Below are 16,423 nucleotides of genomic sequence, written 5' to 3'. Positions count from 1 at the left end.
ATTGGCTATTTGTTTTTATAAAGTATTAAATGGAGTTGTTTGGTTTTTCGCCAACATGTATCCAGCTTGTTTTCCCATCATCTTCGTCGAATAATATAGCTACTTTAGATACTCCTTTTTGGCTTAGGATTACCTCTGTTAAATGATCCCGAACATCATCTAAAAAGGCTAACGATAAAAGCGGATCAGCTTCAGCCACTAATTCTACATGTAAAAACTCTCCTTCTTTAATCACTTCAAGACGCACAATATCTTTGATATTTGGATCATCCATTACGAGGTGAGCGATATGGTTTAACATCTCTTCATCAGTTTCACCAATGACACCACGTGCGTTATCAAGGAATACCTTACCTACAACATAAAACATCATGACCCCAATTATCATTGAAACTAGTCCTTCTATTCGACCCCAACCTGTAAAATAAGCAATTAAAATAGCAGCAAAGGCTAAGAAGTTGCCCCCAGTAGCAACTAAATCTTCCATAAAAACTAATTTTGTTGCCGGTTTTGCTCTATTCAAGTATGTGAATGCTTTCGGAATAGATGCGATACCTGCTTTTTCTTGACCTGATTCATGTAGCACTTCTGCAGCCGCTTTAGCTAGCACTGTCCCTTCTAAAACAATCCCGATGAATAATACTCCTAGGGCAATCAATATCCCGCTAGACTCTCCTGTGGGATGAATAAAATGATGCCAACCTTCTTTTATTGTTTCATAAGAAAGGATAGCTACAATTATTACGGCGAAAAGGCATACTAAATTGACAATACGACCAAAGCCACCGGGAAATTGTTTTGTAGGTGCCTTTTTAGAGAGTGCTGAACCTATATACACAAATAATTGGTTTGCTGCATCGCCTAGAGAGTGCATCATTTCTGCAAACATCGCAACGTTACCTGTAAAGAAAAAGGCGATTCCTTTAATAATTCCTAAAAATGCATTTACACATGCAGCCATTAGAGAGGGTTTGTTACCGTCTTTTAGTAGTTTTAATAGTTCTGCCATAAAAAATCCTCCAACTAGTTTAAAATTTCCATTTCGATTTTTTCTATATAAGATAGTGCTCGTAATGAACGATAAAATGACAACAAATTATCCGAGACGATTAAGGAAAGACGTAAATCTAACTCATGTAAAACACTATCGTTTTTTAAGTGCACATCTTTAATGCGTATATTTTCAATGATAATGTTGTTGTCCTTTAAAAATAATAGAAATGATTCTGTATGGTTGTCATCATCAATTTGGACTTTTAACAAAATTTCCCGCATACGAATTCGCTTTGGTCCGATTTTCATAAGAAAAGGTGATAGTACTTCAATTCCAAAAACAATGATCACAACAGCTAGTGTTGCATCCATGTAAAAACCTGCACCAACCGCAATACCAATACCAGCGGCTCCCCAAATCATAGCAGCGGTTGTTAAACCCGTAATGCTGTCATTCCCGCGTCTTAGAATGACTCCTGCACCAAGAAAGCCAATACCACTAACAATTTGTGCGGCTAAACGAAGAGGGTCCATCGTAATATTAATATCTTCTCTAGCGGGGGTTGAGTAGGCAGTTTCAATGGAGATAATCGTTAATAAGCAGCTGAAAGTAGCAATAACTAAACTTGTTTTTAATCCAACTGGTTTTTTCTTTAATTCCCTTTCGATACCGATTACTAAACTTAATGTGGCTGCAATAACTAATTTTATGCCAACTTCATATGTAATCATATTTTCGAATAATGTTTCCATACACAACCCTCCATTGATATTTCGTATTGCTAAGAGATATGCAAACTGTCATTATTATATGTGCATCACTTTTTTGTATTGTACAACATGAAGTAAGGACATATAAGTATTTTTTTAGGAAGGTGGGGTTTTTTGGAGCAGCCAAAAATCCATCCATACATCCCGATTGTGATTGGTGTAATTTCAGTATCGATGTCAGCTATTTTTGTGAAATTAGCATCGGCGGAAGCGGGGATTATAGCATTTTATCGCATGCTATTTTCCGTTTTAATCATGGCGCCATGGTTTTTAAGGGGATATACAAAGGAGTTAACGACTTTAAAAAGACGTGATTGGCTATTTTCTTCAGTTGCAGGGATTTTTTTAGCCTTTCATTTTATATTATGGTTTGAATCACTCAACTATACTTCAGTAGCAAGTTCAACAGTTTTAGTAACACTACAACCTTTGTTTGCGTTTGTGGGCACTTACTTTTTCTTTAAAGAGAAAATTACGATGAAAACAATTGTAGCAGGATCAATTGCAATAATAGGAAGTGTTTTAATTAGTTGGGGCGATTTTAAAGTAAGTGGAACAGCCTTATATGGAGATGTACTGGCGCTCGTTGCTTGTGCACTAGCGACAGCTTATTTTCTATTAGGACAGGATGTACGTAAGAGATTATCACTTGTGACCTATACAATGGTTGTATATGTTGTAAGTACCATCACTTTATTTATATATGTAATGGTTAAAGGGGAATCTTTTGGTCCATATTCTTCGATGGATTGGTTATGGTTTATCTTATTAGCGTTAATACCAAATTTACTTGGTCATACTTTGTTTAATTGGTCAATTAAATACGTCAGTACGAATGTTGTTTCAATTGCTATATTATTTGAGCCTGTAGGAGCTGCTCTTTTAGCTTTGGTGATATTTAAAGAGTATTTAATCATGACACAAATCATCGGTGGATTGATTGTATTAGCAGGAATTCTATTGTTTGTAATAGATATTAAAAAGATTTTTAATTTTTTTAAGAAAAATGCTTGATTTTTAAAATGCTATATTATATATTATTACTTGTCCTTAACAAGAAGGAACGCTTGAAAATAAAGTTTTGAAAAGTTGTTGACTTTTAGTTGGGGATGAGATAAGATAATAAAGTCGCTGAAAACGACTTAAATAAAATGAACCTTGAAAACTGAACAAGCAAAACGTAATCAATAAAGTTTTAAGTAGCTAGTTTTGCTAGTGAACAAAACAAAAATTTTGGACATCAAACATGATGCCAGCAAAATTTGAGCTAATCAAATTTCTTTTATGGAGAGTTTGATCCTGGCTCAGGACGAACGCTGGCGGCGTGCCTAATACATGCAAGTCGAGCGAACAGAAAAGGAGCTTGCTCCTTTGACGTTAGCGGCGGACGGGTGAGTAACACGTGGGCAACCTACCCTATAGTTTGGGATAACTCCGGGAAACCGGGGCTAATACCGAATAATCTCTTTTGCTTCATGGTGAAAGACTGAAAGACGGTTTCGGCTGTCGCTATAGGATGGGCCCGCGGCGCATTAGCTAGTTGGTGAGGTAACGGCTCACCAAGGCGACGATGCGTAGCCGACCTGAGAGGGTGATCGGCCACACTGGGACTGAGACACGGCCCAGACTCCTACGGGAGGCAGCAGTAGGGAATCTTCCACAATGGGCGAAAGCCTGATGGAGCAACGCCGCGTGAGTGAAGAAGGTTTTCGGATCGTAAAACTCTGTTGTAAGGGAAGAACAAGTACAGTAGTAACTGGCTGTACCTTGACGGTACCTTATTAGAAAGCCACGGCTAACTACGTGCCAGCAGCCGCGGTAATACGTAGGTGGCAAGCGTTGTCCGGAATTATTGGGCGTAAAGCGCGCGCAGGCGGTCCTTTAAGTCTGATGTGAAAGCCCACGGCTCAACCGTGGAGGGTCATTGGAAACTGGGGGACTTGAGTGCAGAAGAGGAAAGTGGAATTCCAAGTGTAGCGGTGAAATGCGTAGAGATTTGGAGGAACACCAGTGGCGAAGGCGACTTTCTGGTCTGTAACTGACGCTGAGGCGCGAAAGCGTGGGGAGCAAACAGGATTAGATACCCTGGTAGTCCACGCCGTAAACGATGAGTGCTAAGTGTTAGGGGGTTTCCGCCCCTTAGTGCTGCAGCTAACGCATTAAGCACTCCGCCTGGGGAGTACGGTCGCAAGACTGAAACTCAAAGGAATTGACGGGGGCCCGCACAAGCGGTGGAGCATGTGGTTTAATTCGAAGCAACGCGAAGAACCTTACCAGGTCTTGACATCCCGTTGACCACTGTAGAGATATAGTTTCCCCTTCGGGGGCAACGGTGACAGGTGGTGCATGGTTGTCGTCAGCTCGTGTCGTGAGATGTTGGGTTAAGTCCCGCAACGAGCGCAACCCTTGATCTTAGTTGCCATCATTTAGTTGGGCACTCTAAGGTGACTGCCGGTGACAAACCGGAGGAAGGTGGGGATGACGTCAAATCATCATGCCCCTTATGACCTGGGCTACACACGTGCTACAATGGACGATACAAACGGTTGCCAACTCGCGAGAGGGAGCTAATCCGATAAAGTCGTTCTCAGTTCGGATTGTAGGCTGCAACTCGCCTACATGAAGCCGGAATCGCTAGTAATCGCGGATCAGCATGCCGCGGTGAATACGTTCCCGGGCCTTGTACACACCGCCCGTCACACCACGAGAGTTTGTAACACCCGAAGTCGGTGAGGTAACCTTTTGGAGCCAGCCGCCGAAGGTGGGATAGATGATTGGGGTGAAGTCGTAACAAGGTAGCCGTATCGGAAGGTGCGGCTGGATCACCTCCTTTCTAAGGATTATTTCGGAATACAAACCTTGGGTTTGTAAGATTACGTTTTGCGTTCAGTTTTGAAGGTTCATTCTATCTGAATGAAACACTTCAAAACTTGTTCTTTGAAAACTGGATAAAACGACATTGAAATTGTAACAAACACATTTATTTTTTTAAGTTTTTTATAGGCTTAATAACTTGGTTAAGTTATTAAGGGCGCACGGCGAATGCCTTGGCACTAGGAGCCGAAGAAGGACGGCACTAACACCGATATGCTTCGGGGAGCTGTAAGTGAGCTTTGATCCGGAGATTTCCGAATGGGGGAACCCACTACGTTTAATCGCGTAGTATCTTGACGTGAATACATAGCGTCTTGAAGGCAGACCCAGGGAACTGAAACATCTAAGTACCTGGAGGAAGAGAAAGAAAAATCGATTCCCTGAGTAGCGGCGAGCGAAACGGGAAGAGCCCAAACCAAGAGGCTTGCCTCTTGGGGTTGTAGGACACTCTATACGGAGTTACAAAAGAGCGAGTTAGATGAAGCGACTTGGAAAGGTCCGCCAGAGCAGGTAAAAGCCCTGTAGTCGAAAGTTCGTTCTCTCCTGAGTGGATCCTGAGTACGGCGGAACACGTGAAATTCCGTCGGAATCCGGGAGGACCATCTCCCAAGGCTAAATACTACCTAGTGACCGATAGTGAACCAGTACCGTGAGGGAAAGGTGAAAAGCACCCCGGAAGGGGAGTGAAAGAGATCCTGAAACCGTGTGCCTACAAGTAGTTAGAGCCCGTTAATGGGTGATAGCGTGCCTTTTGTAGAATGAACCGGCGAGTTACGATTACGTGCAAGGTTAAGCTTTAGAAGGCGGAGCCGCAGCGAAAGCGAGTCTGAATAGGGCGAAATAGTACGTGGTCGTAGACCCGAAACCAGGTGATCTACCCATGTCCAGGGTGAAGGTGAGGTAACACTTACTGGAGGCCCGAACCCACGCACGTTGAAAAGTGCGGGGATGAGGTGTGGGTAGCGGAGAAATTCCAATCGAACTTGGAGATAGCTGGTTCTCTCCGAAATAGCTTTAGGGCTAGCCTCGTGATGAGAATACTGGAGGTAGAGCACTGTTTGGACTAGGGGGCCATCCCGGTTTACCGAATTCAGACAAACTCCGAATGCCAGATATTTATACACGGGAGTCAGACTGCGAGTGATAAGATCCGTAGTCAAAAGGGAAACAGCCCAGACCACCAGCTAAGGTCCCAAAGTAATCGTTAAGTGGAAAAGGATGTGGCGTTGCACAGACAACCAGGATGTTGGCTTAGAAGCAGCCATCATTTAAAGAGTGCGTAATAGCTCACTGGTCGAGTGACGCTGCGCCGAAAATGTATCGGGGCTAAACGATTCACCGAAGCTGTGGATTGACATCTACGATGTCAGTGGTAGGAGAGCGTTCTAAGTGCGTTGAAGTCAGATCGGAAGGACTGGTGGAGCGCTTAGAAGTGAGAATGCCGGTATGAGTAGCGAAAGACGGGTGAGAATCCCGTCCACCGTATGACTAAGGTTTCCTGAGGAAGGCTCGTCCGCTCAGGGTTAGTCGGGACCTAAGCCGAGGCCGATAGGCGTAGGCGATGGACAACAGGTTGATATTCCTGTACCACCTCCTCACCGTTTGAGAAATGGGGGGACGCAGTAGGATAGGGTAAGCGCGCCGTTGGTTGTGCGCGTCCAAGCAGTAAGGCGTGTGTGTAGGCAAATCCGCACACTGTAACGTTGAGCTGTGATGGCGAGTCCGTATGGACGAAGTTCCTGATTTCACACTGCCAAGAAAAGCCTCTATCGAGGTGAGAGGTGCCCGTACCGCAAACCGACACAGGTAGTCGAGGAGAGAATCCTAAGGTGTGCGAGAGAACTCTCGTTAAGGAACTCGGCAAAATGACCCCGTAACTTCGGGAGAAGGGGTGCTCTTGAGCGTGCAAGCGCATGAGAGCCGCAGTGAATAGGCCCAGGCGACTGTTTAGCAAAAACACAGGTCTCTGCAAAACCGTAAGGTGACGTATAGGGGCTGACGCCTGCCCGGTGCTGGAAGGTTAAGAGGAGTGGTTAGCGCAAGCGAAGCTGCGAATTGAAGCCCCAGTAAACGGCGGCCGTAACTATAACGGTCCTAAGGTAGCGAAATTCCTTGTCGGGTAAGTTCCGACCCGCACGAAAGGCGTAACGATCTGGGCACTGTCTCAACGAGAGACTCGGTGAAATTATAGTACCTGTGAAGATGCAGGTTACCCGCGACAGGACGGAAAGACCCCGTGGAGCTTTACTGTAGCCTGATATTGAATTTTGGTACAACTTGTACAGGATAGGTAGGAGCCAGAGATCTCGGAGCGCCAGCTTCGAAGGAGGCGTCGGTGGGATACTACCCTGGTTGTATTGAAATTCTAACCCATGCCCCTTAGCGGGGCAGGAGACAGTGTCAGGCGGACAGTTTGACTGGGGCGGTCGCCTCCTAAAAGGTAACGGAGGCGCCCAAAGGTTCCCTCAGAATGGTTGGAAATCATTCGTAGAGTGTAAAGGCACAAGGGAGCTTGACTGCGAGACCTACAAGTCGAGCAGGGTCGAAAGACGGGCTTAGTGATCCGGTGGTTCCGCATGGAAGGGCCATCGCTCAACGGATAAAAGCTACCCCGGGGATAACAGGCTTATCTCCCCCAAGAGTCCACATCGACGGGGAGGTTTGGCACCTCGATGTCGGCTCATCGCATCCTGGGGCTGTAGTCGGTCCCAAGGGTTGGGCTGTTCGCCCATTAAAGCGGTACGCGAGCTGGGTTCAGAACGTCGTGAGACAGTTCGGTCCCTATCCGTCGTGGGCGTAGGAAATTTGAGAGGAGCTGTCCTTAGTACGAGAGGACCGGGATGGACACACCGCTGGTGTACCAGTTGTCTTGCCAAAGGCATCGCTGGGTAGCTATGTGTGGACGGGATAAGTGCTGAAAGCATCTAAGCATGAAGCCCCCCTCAAGATGAGATTTCCCATTACGCAAGTAAGTAAGATCCCTCAAAGACGATGAGGTAGATAGGTTCGAGGTGGAAGTGTGGTGACACATGGAGCTGACGAATACTAATCGATCGAGGACTTAACCAAAAAAGTTTGAAACATTCAATGCACCGTTTATCCAGTTTTGAAAGAGCAAATCTTTCTAAAAAGAGAGCTTCTAGACACAGCAGTACGCCGTGTATGGAAGGTCGACCATAGTCTAGTGATGATGGCAAAGAGGTCACACCCGTTCCCATACCGAACACGGAAGTTAAGCTCTTTAGCGCCGATGGTAGTTGGGGGCTTCCCCCTGTGAGAGTAGGACGTCGCTAGGCATAATACCCAGGAGGATTAGCTCAGCTGGGAGAGCATCTGCCTTACAAGCAGAGGGTCGGCGGTTCGAGCCCGTCATCCTCCACCATATGCCGGTTTAGCTCAGCAGGTAGAGCAACTGACTTGTAATCAGTAGGTCGTGGGTTCGATTCCTATAGCCGGCACCATTTTTTCGAGCCATTAGCTCAGTTGGTAGAGCATCTGACTTTTAATCAGAGGGTCGAAGGTTCGAGTCCTTCATGGCTCACCATTTATAAATAATAATAAGCGGGTGTGGCGGAATTGGCAGACGCACTAGACTTAGGATCTAGCGCCGCAAGGCGTGGGGGTTCGACTCCCTTCACCCGCACCATTATTTTCATTGCCAGATAAAAAAGCTTATGCACATGCGGAAGTAGTTCAGTGGTAGAACACCACCTTGCCAAGGTGGGGGTCGCGAGTTCGAACCTCGTCTTCCGCTCCAAATGTGCCGGGGTGGCGGAACTGGCAGACGCACAGGACTTAAAATCCTGCGGTAGGTGACTACCGTACCGGTTCGATTCCGGTCCTCGGCACCATTTTAAATGCGCCCGTAGCTCAATTGGATAGAGCGTCTGACTACGGATCAGAAGGTTATGGGTTCGACTCCTGTCGGGCGCGCCAAAAGAACAACGGGAAGTAGCTCAGCTTGGTAGAGCACTTGGTTTGGGACCAAGGGGTCGCAGGTTCGAATCCTGTCTTCCCGACCATTTCCAAAAAGATTATGGGGCCTTAGCTCAGCTGGGAGAGCGCCTGCCTTGCACGCAGGAGGTCAGCGGTTCGATCCCGCTAGGCTCCACCATAAGTAAATTAACCAGTATAAAGATCCTGGCGGCGTAGCTCAGCTGGCTAGAGCGTACGGTTCATACCCGTAAGGTCGGGGGTTCGATCCCCTCTGCCGCCATCTTAAAGGACCTTTAGCTCAGTTGGTTAGAGCAGACGGCTCATAACCGTCCGGTCGCAGGTTCGAGTCCTGCAAGGTCCACCATTTATATATTGTAACGGAGGTATACCCAAGTCTGGCTGAAGGGATCGGTCTTGAAAACCGACAGGCGGGTAACACCGCGCGGGGGTTCGAATCCCTCTACCTCCTCCAGTTTTAAATTTTTATAAATGGTGCTTTAAAAACTCGAAACAACATAAAATTATCGCGGGGTGGAGCAGTGGTAGCTCGTCGGGCTCATAACCCGAAGGTCGTTGGTTCAAATCCGGCCCCCGCAACCAAAAGGTCCCGTGGTGTAGCGGTTAACATGCCTGCCTGTCACGCAGGAGATCGCCGGTTCGATCCCGGTCGGGACCGCCATTTTTAAAATAAAAGTCATGAGAAGCAAAAAAGTGAGCAAGCTTAGCATGGACGAAATGGGTCAGTAGCTCAGTTGGTAGAGCATTAGATTGAAGCTCTAAGTGTCGGCGGTTCGATTCCGTCCTGACCCACCATTTATGCGGGTGTAGTTTAATGGTAAAACCTCAGCCTTCCAAGCTGATGTCGTGGGTTCGATTCCCATCACCCGCTCCAAGGGCCTATAGCTCAGCTGGTTAGAGCGCACGCCTGATAAGCGTGAGGTCGATGGTTCGAGTCCATTTAGGCCCACCATTATTCCGAAGTAGCTCAGTTGGTAGTAGCACCTGACTGTTAATCAGGTTGTCGCAGGTTCGAGTCCTGCCTTCGGAGCCATTTTTATTTTGGGGAAGTACTCAAGAGGCTGAAGAGGCGCCCCTGCTAAGGGTGTAGGTCGGGTAACCGGCGCGAGGGTTCAAATCCCTCCTTCTCCGCCATGGGCCCGTTGGTCAAGTGGTTAAGACACCGCCCTTTCACGGCGGTAACACGGGTTCGAATCCCGTACGGGTCATACTAGAAACAGTAGATGCAATTGCATCTACTGTTTTTTGATATTCATAGATACAAAATTTACTCTTGATTCAATGCATTTTCATCCATATAAACTACTTCCCAGATATGCCCATCTACATCTTGAAAACCCCAACCATACATAAATCCGTGATCTTGTGGTTCACTATAAGGTTTACCACCAGAGGCAAGTGCCTTATTCACTAATTGATCTACTTGTTCTCGGTTTTCAGCAGAGAGACATAAGATTGCTTCTGCAGAAGTAGTAGTATCTGTAACTTCTTTCTTACTAAATCCTTTAAATCGTTCTTCAACCATTATTAATACGAAGATATTTTCGCTAATAATCATTGAGGCTGTTGTTTCATCACTGAATTGTTGATTGAACTCAAAACCTAATTCCTTAAAAAAACTGATAGATTTGTTTAGATCTTTTACTGGTAAATTGATAAAGATATTTTTCGATTGAAAAGCCATTTAGTATCACCTCCAAATTGACAGTATCATGGAGCATAAAGTCGTGTCAATTATAGCAATGCGGGGCGCAAATGGAAGCCATTAGCACTATTAGAAGTAGGTGTTATGTCAACAAAAACAGAAAGGTTATATCTTCAACCTTTCTGTTTAAAAAGTTTTAACTATTTATCCTCTGGCTAGCATTCTTTCAAGTGAACTAAGTGCTTCAGAGGTAGTATATTCATCTACTTGTATACGGTTATGAGGTTGACCTTGCTCAATACTTTCTAAGCTCCATAACAAATGTGGAAGGTCAATTCGATTCATTGTTAAACAAGGACAAAAGTTTTCGTTTAAGGAGACAATATGTTTATCAGGATGCTGCTTAATAATGCGATTGACAAGGTTCATTTCTGTTCCAATTGCCCATGCAGATCCGCTTGGAGCTCGATTGATTGTATCAATAATGTATTTTGTGGAGCCTGCATCATCAGCCGCTGCAACCACTTCACGGCTGCACTCAGGGTGAACAATTATCCTCATAGTCGGGTGTTCTTTGCGAATAACCTCTGTATGTTGAACAGTAAAACCTTCGTGCACAGAGCAGTGACCCTTCCAAAGAATAACCTGGATATTTTCAAGTGGCTCTTTTGTTTCGAGCAAGTTCTTATGCGGATTCCAAACAGCCATATTTTCAAGAGGTATACCTAAATCATAGGCAGTATTTCTTCCTAAATGTTGGTCAGGTAAAAAGAAGATACGCTGTTTTTGGGTAAAAGCCCATTGAACAAGTTCCTTTGCATTCGATGAAGTGACACAAGCACCACCATGTCTTCCAGTAAAGGCTTTAATAGCCGCAGTTGAGTTAACATAGGTTAGAGGAATAATCGTATCACCAAAGAGTTCTTGAAGAATTGGCCATGCTTGTTCAGTTTGATAAATATCAGCCATATCAGCCATTGAACATCCAGCGCGCATATCTGGTAAATAGACATGTTGCTGTTTCGTTGTCAGCATATCAGCAGTCTCTGCCATAAAATGTACACCGCAAAATACGATGTGTTCAGCTTCCTTATTTGCTGCGGATAATTGAGCTAACTGTAAAGAATCCCCAGTTGCATCTGCAAATTGAATGACTTCATCTTTTTGATAATGGTGGCCAGGAATAAATAATTTAGGACCTAATTTTTTCTTTATTGATAAAATACGAGATTCCATTTCCTTTACAGATAGTGCCCGATAATGCTCTGGGAGTAATGTCGTCTGTTGTAATAAACTAGTGATGGACAAGGGAATGATCTCCTTTCATTTGAACGAGTGCACTAATATCAAAAGCTTTAACTGAATGTGTTAAGGAGCCAAGTGAAATCCATTGAATACCCGTTTGGGCATAAGCCTTTAAATTTTCAAGTGTGATGCCCCCAGATGCTTCAGTCGCAATAGTGGGAGGAACAATGGGAAGCCATGCACGGATTTCTTCTGGGCTACGGTTATCAAACATAATAATATCTGCTCCTGCGTTGATAGCTTCTTCTAATTGTTCTTTTGTTTCAATTTCAACTTCAATTTTTACGGTATGACCGACTTTCGCTCTAGCGGTCTGAACTGCCTTTGTAATGCTACCAGCAAAGGCAATATGATTGTCCTTTAGCATAATTGCGTCATACAGGCCATTTCGATGATTAAAAGCACCACCAATTCTAACAGCATATTTATCTAGCATACGCAGTCCTGGTAGTGTTTTACGCGTATCACATATTTTTGCGTGAGTACCTACTGTTTCTTGAACGGCAAGATGGGCAGCCGTTGCAATAGCAGACATACGTTGAATAAGATTTAAAATGACACGCTCACCGATTAATAATTTTTGTAAGGGACCTTTAATCACAGCGAGTACATCACCTGACTTCACCATCTCTCCATCTTTTGTATGAAGGTTGACTTCGATTGATCGATCGAGTAAGAGAAAGCCATGCTCAATAATGTTAGCCCCACAAAAAATTCCGCTTTCTTTCGCGTAAAAAGAAAAAGCTCCCTGTTGTTCGGCTGAAAAGATAAATTCACTCGATAAATCTCCATCTCCTAAATCCTCATTAAAAAATTGCTTGAGCATTTCCTCAAGTTTGATGATATTCATACAATGAGTTCCTCACTTTCATTTGTCCTTGCGAAAAAATAATCCATCGACTTGCCCATTGTGATTTCATTTCGGATTTATCCTTCCGAATATGAGCTCCTCTTGTTTCCGTTCGCGTAATTGCTGCATGTGCCATTAATGTGGCGACTACATGCATCATAAATAATTCCAACTCAGCTAGTTCTAGACCCTTTAAATTAACTTGAATAAGTGATTGCAAGGAGGGTAGTTGCTTTACAAAATGTTGCAAGTCATCAATATTTCTAACAATACCTAGGAACCGCATCATGTGTTGCTGTAATTGGGGTTTGCTAAATAAAGGTGGCATTTTATCAGGACATTGATGCTTTTCCAGTAAAAAGTTTTTTTGATGACACCCTTTTTGAATAATGAACTGCGCCATTTTTTGACCAAATGTAATACCTTCCAATAGGGAGTTACTTGCTAAACGATTCGCACCATGTACGCCTGTACAGGCAACCTCACCGACTGCATATAAGTTCGGTATAGTAGTTCTTCCTTTGTCATCAGCAATAACACCACCCATCAAGAAATGACTTCCTGGAGCCACGGGGATTAGACCATCTTGTAAATGAACGTGATGAACATGGCACAGCTGAGCAATTGTTGGAAACTTTGCTTCAAAGTCTTGAATGTTAGTGATATCAATAAACGTTTCTTCACCCGCTGCACGTTTTGTAAATAGGGCAAGTGCAGTAATATGTCTTGGTGCTAGGTCAAGTTGAGCATGTAAACCTGTCATAATGGGCTGATGCTGGGCATTAACAAAAATACCACCAGCCCCTCTGACAGCTTCAGAAACTAATCCCTTTGCTTCATTTTTACACCACAGAAGACTCGGGTGAAATTGCATAAATTCCATATCACTAATGGCAGCGCCTGCTCGAAATGCTAATGCGATCCCATCCCCTGTATTAGTTGGAAAATTAGATGTACTTGAATAAAGGGCACCTGCGCCACCTGTCGCTAAAATAACATGATGAGCCAAATAACGTTTTGTACCTTTTTCTCCTTTAGTTAGTACTCCTACACAGTCACCATCTGTATTCCGTAAAAGCTCATAAGCCATTTCATAGCAATTGATCTTTGTTTTGGGCGAAAGTTTATGAAGCAAGTAATCTATGAAAATCTGACCAGTACGATCACCACCTGCATGTAGAATACGATGATGACTATGTGCTCCTTCAAGTCCTAGAGCAGGTTTTCCATCGACCTGCCGATCAACAGGGAGGCCATCCTTTAGATAGTTTTGCATAATCTCAGTGCCATTTTTTATAAGTGTTTTAACATGCCTTTTCTCATGATGATACTCTCCAGCTTTCAATGTATCAGCAATATGATGTTGAATATGATCCTCCTCACTGGTAACAGCAGCAATCCCACCTTGTGCACGATAAGAACTACTCATATATATAGATGATTTTGTAACAATTTGTATTTGAAAATGTTTTTCAAGCACTAAAGCAGCCTGAAGTGCAGCAATACCACTACCAATTATAAGGACGTCTGTCTTTACATCCATCGTTATACCTTCTTTACAGTTGTCTTGACACTTATCTTTACATAAAATATAAAAGAAAACAAGACCTGATGAACAAGAGAGGAAGAAGACGATGATTTATATGGATTATGCTGCAACATCACCTATGATGAGGGAATCTCTTGAGGCATATGTAGAGGTGGCACAACGGTATTATGGAAATAGTGCGAGTTTGCATGATTTAGGGGGACAAGCTTTTTATTTTGTCCAGCAATCAAGGGAGGTTGTAGCCCAAGCCCTAGGTGTAACTAGTGATGGCGTAATTTTTACGGGTAGTGGAACAGAAGGAAATCTCATAGCCATCTTGTCGTTAGCGCTAGCCTCAAAAAAAGGAAAACACATTATTTCATCTCAAGCTGAGCATACGTCAGTGCATGCGGCTTTGAAAACACTTGAGAAAAAGGGTTTTACTGTAACAAAATTACCTTTGCAGAAGGATGGTTGTGTTGATCTGGGGCAATTGCAACAAGCAATCCGGGAAGAGACTGCTTTGATTACCATTCAACATGTCAATTCTGAAATTGGTTCAATCCAGCCTGTAGAGAAAATCGTAAAGATGGCAAGAAAATCAAATATATTCTGTCATGTTGATTGTGTACAATCATTTAGCAAACTAGCTATACCAAAAGGGGCAGATGCGATTACCATCTCGGCTCATAAAATAGGCGGACCAAAGGGCTGTGGTGCTATATATCTGAACCCCGCAATCAGAGTACCTGCATTAACACCGGGTTTGACACATGAGAGGGGTCTTAGAGGGGGGACATTAGATACTCCTGCAATCGTGGCCTTTGCCGCGGCAATTGAAAACTATCAATATGAATTGCAACATTATGAAACGCTAAGAAATTATTTTGAAAATAATTTACCTGAAAAATGTCAGCTCGTTGAGTGTAAACAGCAACTACCTAATATTTGTGGGGTAATGATGGAAAAAGTAGAGGGGCAATATGTTCTTTTAAAGTTAAATGAGGCGGGAATCTGTATCTCTACAGGTAGTGCATGTGATATTCATAGTGAATCGGGAACAAAGGCTATTCTATCAATGGGATTCTCTTTGGAAGCGGCACGCCAATTTTTTAGAATATCTTTTGGTCCTTCCACTACACTTGAGGATATTGTAAAATTAAAAATAGAGCTTTCAAATATTTAACGAAAAGACGAGTGAAGGATTATCTATATTCTTCACTTGTAGTGAAATAGATTATAAGCTAATAATATCGGCCAAATAAAATAATTGTTTTCTTTTGAACCAACAATTGCTATAATATTTTGCAGGGCAATATTTTCTCTTACTTAACAAAAATATCTTTAAAAAGTAATAATTTCTTTTTTTTATAAAAAAGTATTGCACAATGTTAGAAAACGTTATACAATAATTCTTGTCTTGAAGGACAGGTAAACAACTTCAAAACATGATACATAACAAAGTCTAGTGATGATAGCAAAGAGGTCACACCCGTTCCCATACCGAACACGGAAGTTAAGCTCTTTAGCGCCGATGGTAGTTGGGGGCTTCCCCCTGTGAGAGTAGGACGTCGCTAGGCATAATACCCAGGAGGATTAGCTCAGCTGGGAGAGCATCTGCCTTACAAGCAGAGGGTCGGCGGTTCGAGCCCGTCATCCTCCACCATATGCCGGTTTAGCTCAGCAGGTAGAGCAACTGACTTGTAATCAGTAGGTCGTGGGTTCGATTCCTATAGCCGGCACCATTTTTTCGAGCCATTAGCTCAGTTGGTAGAGCATCTGACTTTTAATCAGAGGGTCGAAGGTTCGAGTCCTTCATGGCTCACCATTTATAAATAATAATAAGCGGGTGTGGCGGAATTGGCAGACGCACTAGACTTAGGATCTAGCGCCGCAAGGCGTGGGGGTTCGACTCCCTTCACCCGCACCATTATTTTCATTGCCAGATAAAAAAGCTTATGCACATGCGGAAGTAGTTCAGTGGTAGAACACCACCTTGCCAAGGTGGGGGTCGCGAGTTCGAACCTCGTCTTCCGCTCCAAATGTGCCGGGGTGGCGGAACTGGCAGACGCACAGGACTTAAAATCCTGCGGTAGGTGACTACCGTACCGGTTCGATTCCGGTCCTCGGCACCATTTTAAATGCGCCCGTAGCTCAATTGGATAGAGCGTCTGACTACGGATCAGAAGGTTATGGGTTCGACTCCTGTCGGGCGCGCCAAAAGAACAACGGGAAGTAGCTCAGCTTGGTAGAGCACTTGGTTTGGGACCAAGGGGTCGCAGGTTCGAATCCTGTCTTCCCGACCATTTCCAAAAAGATTATGGGGCCTTAGCTCAGCTGGGAGAGCGCCTGCCTTGCACGCAGGAGGTCAGCGGTTCGATCCCGCTAGGCTCCACCATAAGTAAATTAACCAGTATAAAGATCCTGGCGGCGTAGCTCAGCTGGCTAGAGCGTACGGTTCATACCCGTAAGGTCGGGGGTTCGATCCCCTCTGCCGCCATCT

The 16,423-nt window shown here is 44.2% G+C and carries 8 protein-coding genes, 30 tRNA genes and 4 rRNA genes; 36 read left to right on the top strand and 6 right to left on the bottom strand.

The annotated features are described in order from the left end of the window. Positions 1–25: 25 nt before the first annotated feature. Entirely contained in the window at positions 26–1,009 is a 984-nt protein-coding gene (locus tag NYE73_RS19110; protein ID WP_048395811.1) for a cation diffusion facilitator family transporter, read from the bottom strand. Positions 1,010–1,023: 14 nt separating this feature from the next. After that, complete coding sequence (locus NYE73_RS19105) at positions 1,024–1,746, bottom strand: MgtC/SapB family protein (protein WP_004233792.1); 723 nt, start codon at positions 1,744–1,746, stop codon at positions 1,024–1,026. Between the two features lie 132 nt (positions 1,747–1,878). Between NYE73_RS19105 and NYE73_RS19100 the strand changes: the two genes are divergently transcribed. The 24 genes from NYE73_RS19100 (at position 1,879) to NYE73_RS18985 (ending at position 9,800) form a co-directional block, all read left to right on the top strand. Further along, positions 1,879–2,778, top strand: coding sequence for a DMT family transporter (locus NYE73_RS19100; RefSeq protein ID WP_112116429.1), 900 nt, complete (start codon positions 1,879–1,881; stop codon positions 2,776–2,778). 267 nt (positions 2,779–3,045) lie between these two features. Next, positions 3,046–4,597 (top strand): 16S ribosomal RNA (locus NYE73_RS19095). A gap of 182 nt (positions 4,598–4,779) precedes the next feature. Then, positions 4,780–7,707, top strand: a 23S ribosomal RNA gene (locus NYE73_RS19090). Positions 7,708–7,818: 111 nt separating this feature from the next. Further along, positions 7,819–7,934, top strand: a 5S ribosomal RNA gene (gene rrf / locus NYE73_RS19085). The 16S, 23S and 5S rRNA genes sit together here with 20 tRNA genes alongside, the layout of an rRNA operon. Before the next feature lie 10 nt (positions 7,935–7,944). Continuing rightward, positions 7,945–8,020: transfer RNA gene (locus NYE73_RS19080), tRNA-Val, on the top strand. A 3-nt stretch (positions 8,021–8,023) separates the two neighbouring features. Further along, positions 8,024–8,099: transfer RNA gene (locus NYE73_RS19075), tRNA-Thr, on the top strand. Positions 8,100–8,106: 7 nt separating this feature from the next. Beyond that, positions 8,107–8,182, top strand: a tRNA-Lys gene (locus NYE73_RS19070). A 17-nt stretch (positions 8,183–8,199) separates the two neighbouring features. Continuing rightward, positions 8,200–8,284 (top strand) — tRNA-Leu (locus NYE73_RS19065). A gap of 36 nt (positions 8,285–8,320) precedes the next feature. After that, positions 8,321–8,395: transfer RNA gene (locus tag NYE73_RS19060), tRNA-Gly, on the top strand. Positions 8,396–8,400: 5 nt separating this feature from the next. After that, positions 8,401–8,489 (top strand) — tRNA-Leu (locus tag NYE73_RS19055). 8 nt (positions 8,490–8,497) lie between these two features. After that, positions 8,498–8,574 (top strand) — tRNA-Arg (locus NYE73_RS19050). Positions 8,575–8,583: 9 nt separating this feature from the next. Continuing rightward, positions 8,584–8,660, top strand: a tRNA-Pro gene (locus tag NYE73_RS19045). 16 nt (positions 8,661–8,676) lie between these two features. Further along, positions 8,677–8,752: transfer RNA gene (locus tag NYE73_RS19040), tRNA-Ala, on the top strand. A 28-nt stretch (positions 8,753–8,780) separates the two neighbouring features. Beyond that, positions 8,781–8,854: transfer RNA gene (locus NYE73_RS19035), tRNA-Met, on the top strand. A gap of 7 nt (positions 8,855–8,861) precedes the next feature. Further along, positions 8,862–8,938, top strand: a tRNA-Ile gene (locus NYE73_RS19030). A gap of 15 nt (positions 8,939–8,953) precedes the next feature. Beyond that, positions 8,954–9,046: transfer RNA gene (locus tag NYE73_RS19025), tRNA-Ser, on the top strand. 53 nt (positions 9,047–9,099) lie between these two features. After that, positions 9,100–9,174 (top strand) — tRNA-Met (locus NYE73_RS19020). A gap of 3 nt (positions 9,175–9,177) precedes the next feature. After that, positions 9,178–9,253 (top strand) — tRNA-Asp (locus tag NYE73_RS19015). A 58-nt stretch (positions 9,254–9,311) separates the two neighbouring features. Next, a tRNA-Phe gene (locus NYE73_RS19010) sits at positions 9,312–9,387 on the top strand. Between the two features lie 5 nt (positions 9,388–9,392). Continuing rightward, a tRNA-Gly gene (locus tag NYE73_RS19005) sits at positions 9,393–9,466 on the top strand. Position 9,467: 1 nt separating this feature from the next. Next, positions 9,468–9,544 (top strand) — tRNA-Ile (locus NYE73_RS19000). Positions 9,545–9,548: 4 nt separating this feature from the next. After that, positions 9,549–9,625 (top strand) — tRNA-Asn (locus NYE73_RS18995). A 10-nt stretch (positions 9,626–9,635) separates the two neighbouring features. After that, positions 9,636–9,726: transfer RNA gene (locus tag NYE73_RS18990), tRNA-Ser, on the top strand. A gap of 2 nt (positions 9,727–9,728) precedes the next feature. After that, positions 9,729–9,800: transfer RNA gene (locus NYE73_RS18985), tRNA-Glu, on the top strand. 59 nt (positions 9,801–9,859) lie between these two features. On the opposite strand, the gene NYE73_RS18980 is transcribed toward NYE73_RS18985, so the two are convergent. The 4 genes from NYE73_RS18980 to nadB all read right to left on the bottom strand — a co-directional run bounded on the left by NYE73_RS18980 (position 9,860) and on the right by nadB (position 13,935). Then, entirely contained in the window at positions 9,860–10,276 is a 417-nt protein-coding gene (locus NYE73_RS18980; protein ID WP_048395913.1) for a VOC family protein, read from the bottom strand. A 165-nt stretch (positions 10,277–10,441) separates the two neighbouring features. Next, positions 10,442–11,545, bottom strand: coding sequence for a quinolinate synthase NadA (gene nadA, locus NYE73_RS18975; protein ID WP_259951314.1), 1,104 nt, complete (start codon positions 11,543–11,545; stop codon positions 10,442–10,444). Then, positions 11,532–12,392 carry a carboxylating nicotinate-nucleotide diphosphorylase gene (gene nadC, locus NYE73_RS18970; RefSeq protein ID WP_048395910.1) on the bottom strand — a complete coding sequence of 287 codons (861 nt, stop codon included), beginning with the start codon at positions 12,390–12,392 and terminating at the stop codon, positions 11,532–11,534. The genes nadA and nadC overlap by 14 nt, the downstream gene beginning before the upstream one ends. Further along, positions 12,373–13,935, bottom strand: coding sequence for an L-aspartate oxidase (gene nadB, locus NYE73_RS18965; RefSeq protein ID WP_048395908.1), 1,563 nt, complete (start codon positions 13,933–13,935; stop codon positions 12,373–12,375). Before nadB ends, nadC begins: the two co-directional genes overlap by 20 nt. Positions 13,936–14,035: 100 nt before the next feature. On the opposite strand from nadB, the gene NYE73_RS18960 reads away from it, so the two are divergent. The 12 genes from NYE73_RS18960 (at position 14,036) to NYE73_RS18905 (ending at position 16,420) form a co-directional block, all read left to right on the top strand. Then, a complete protein-coding gene (locus NYE73_RS18960; RefSeq protein WP_259951315.1) occupies positions 14,036–15,106 on the top strand; it encodes a cysteine desulfurase family protein in 1,071 nt (356 codons plus the stop codon). A 278-nt stretch (positions 15,107–15,384) separates the two neighbouring features. Next, a 5S ribosomal RNA gene (gene rrf / locus NYE73_RS18955) occupies positions 15,385–15,500 on the top strand. Positions 15,501–15,510: 10 nt separating this feature from the next. After that, positions 15,511–15,586 (top strand) — tRNA-Val (locus NYE73_RS18950). Positions 15,587–15,589: 3 nt separating this feature from the next. Then, positions 15,590–15,665, top strand: a tRNA-Thr gene (locus NYE73_RS18945). A 7-nt stretch (positions 15,666–15,672) separates the two neighbouring features. Then, a tRNA-Lys gene (locus NYE73_RS18940) sits at positions 15,673–15,748 on the top strand. 17 nt (positions 15,749–15,765) lie between these two features. Then, positions 15,766–15,850: transfer RNA gene (locus NYE73_RS18935), tRNA-Leu, on the top strand. Positions 15,851–15,886: 36 nt separating this feature from the next. Continuing rightward, positions 15,887–15,961, top strand: a tRNA-Gly gene (locus tag NYE73_RS18930). A 5-nt stretch (positions 15,962–15,966) separates the two neighbouring features. Further along, a tRNA-Leu gene (locus NYE73_RS18925) sits at positions 15,967–16,055 on the top strand. Between the two features lie 8 nt (positions 16,056–16,063). Beyond that, a tRNA-Arg gene (locus tag NYE73_RS18920) sits at positions 16,064–16,140 on the top strand. A gap of 9 nt (positions 16,141–16,149) precedes the next feature. Next, positions 16,150–16,226: transfer RNA gene (locus tag NYE73_RS18915), tRNA-Pro, on the top strand. Positions 16,227–16,242: 16 nt separating this feature from the next. Further along, positions 16,243–16,318 (top strand) — tRNA-Ala (locus NYE73_RS18910). Between the two features lie 28 nt (positions 16,319–16,346). Beyond that, positions 16,347–16,420, top strand: a tRNA-Met gene (locus NYE73_RS18905). Positions 16,421–16,423: the final 3 nt, after the last annotated feature.

The sequence above is a fragment of the Lysinibacillus sp. FSL K6-0102 genome (genome assembly GCF_038003545.1).
In the GTDB taxonomy this organism is placed as follows: Bacteria; Bacillota; Bacilli; order Bacillales_A; family Planococcaceae; genus Lysinibacillus; species Lysinibacillus capsici.
This window is presented reverse-complemented; position numbering and strand designations above follow the sequence as displayed.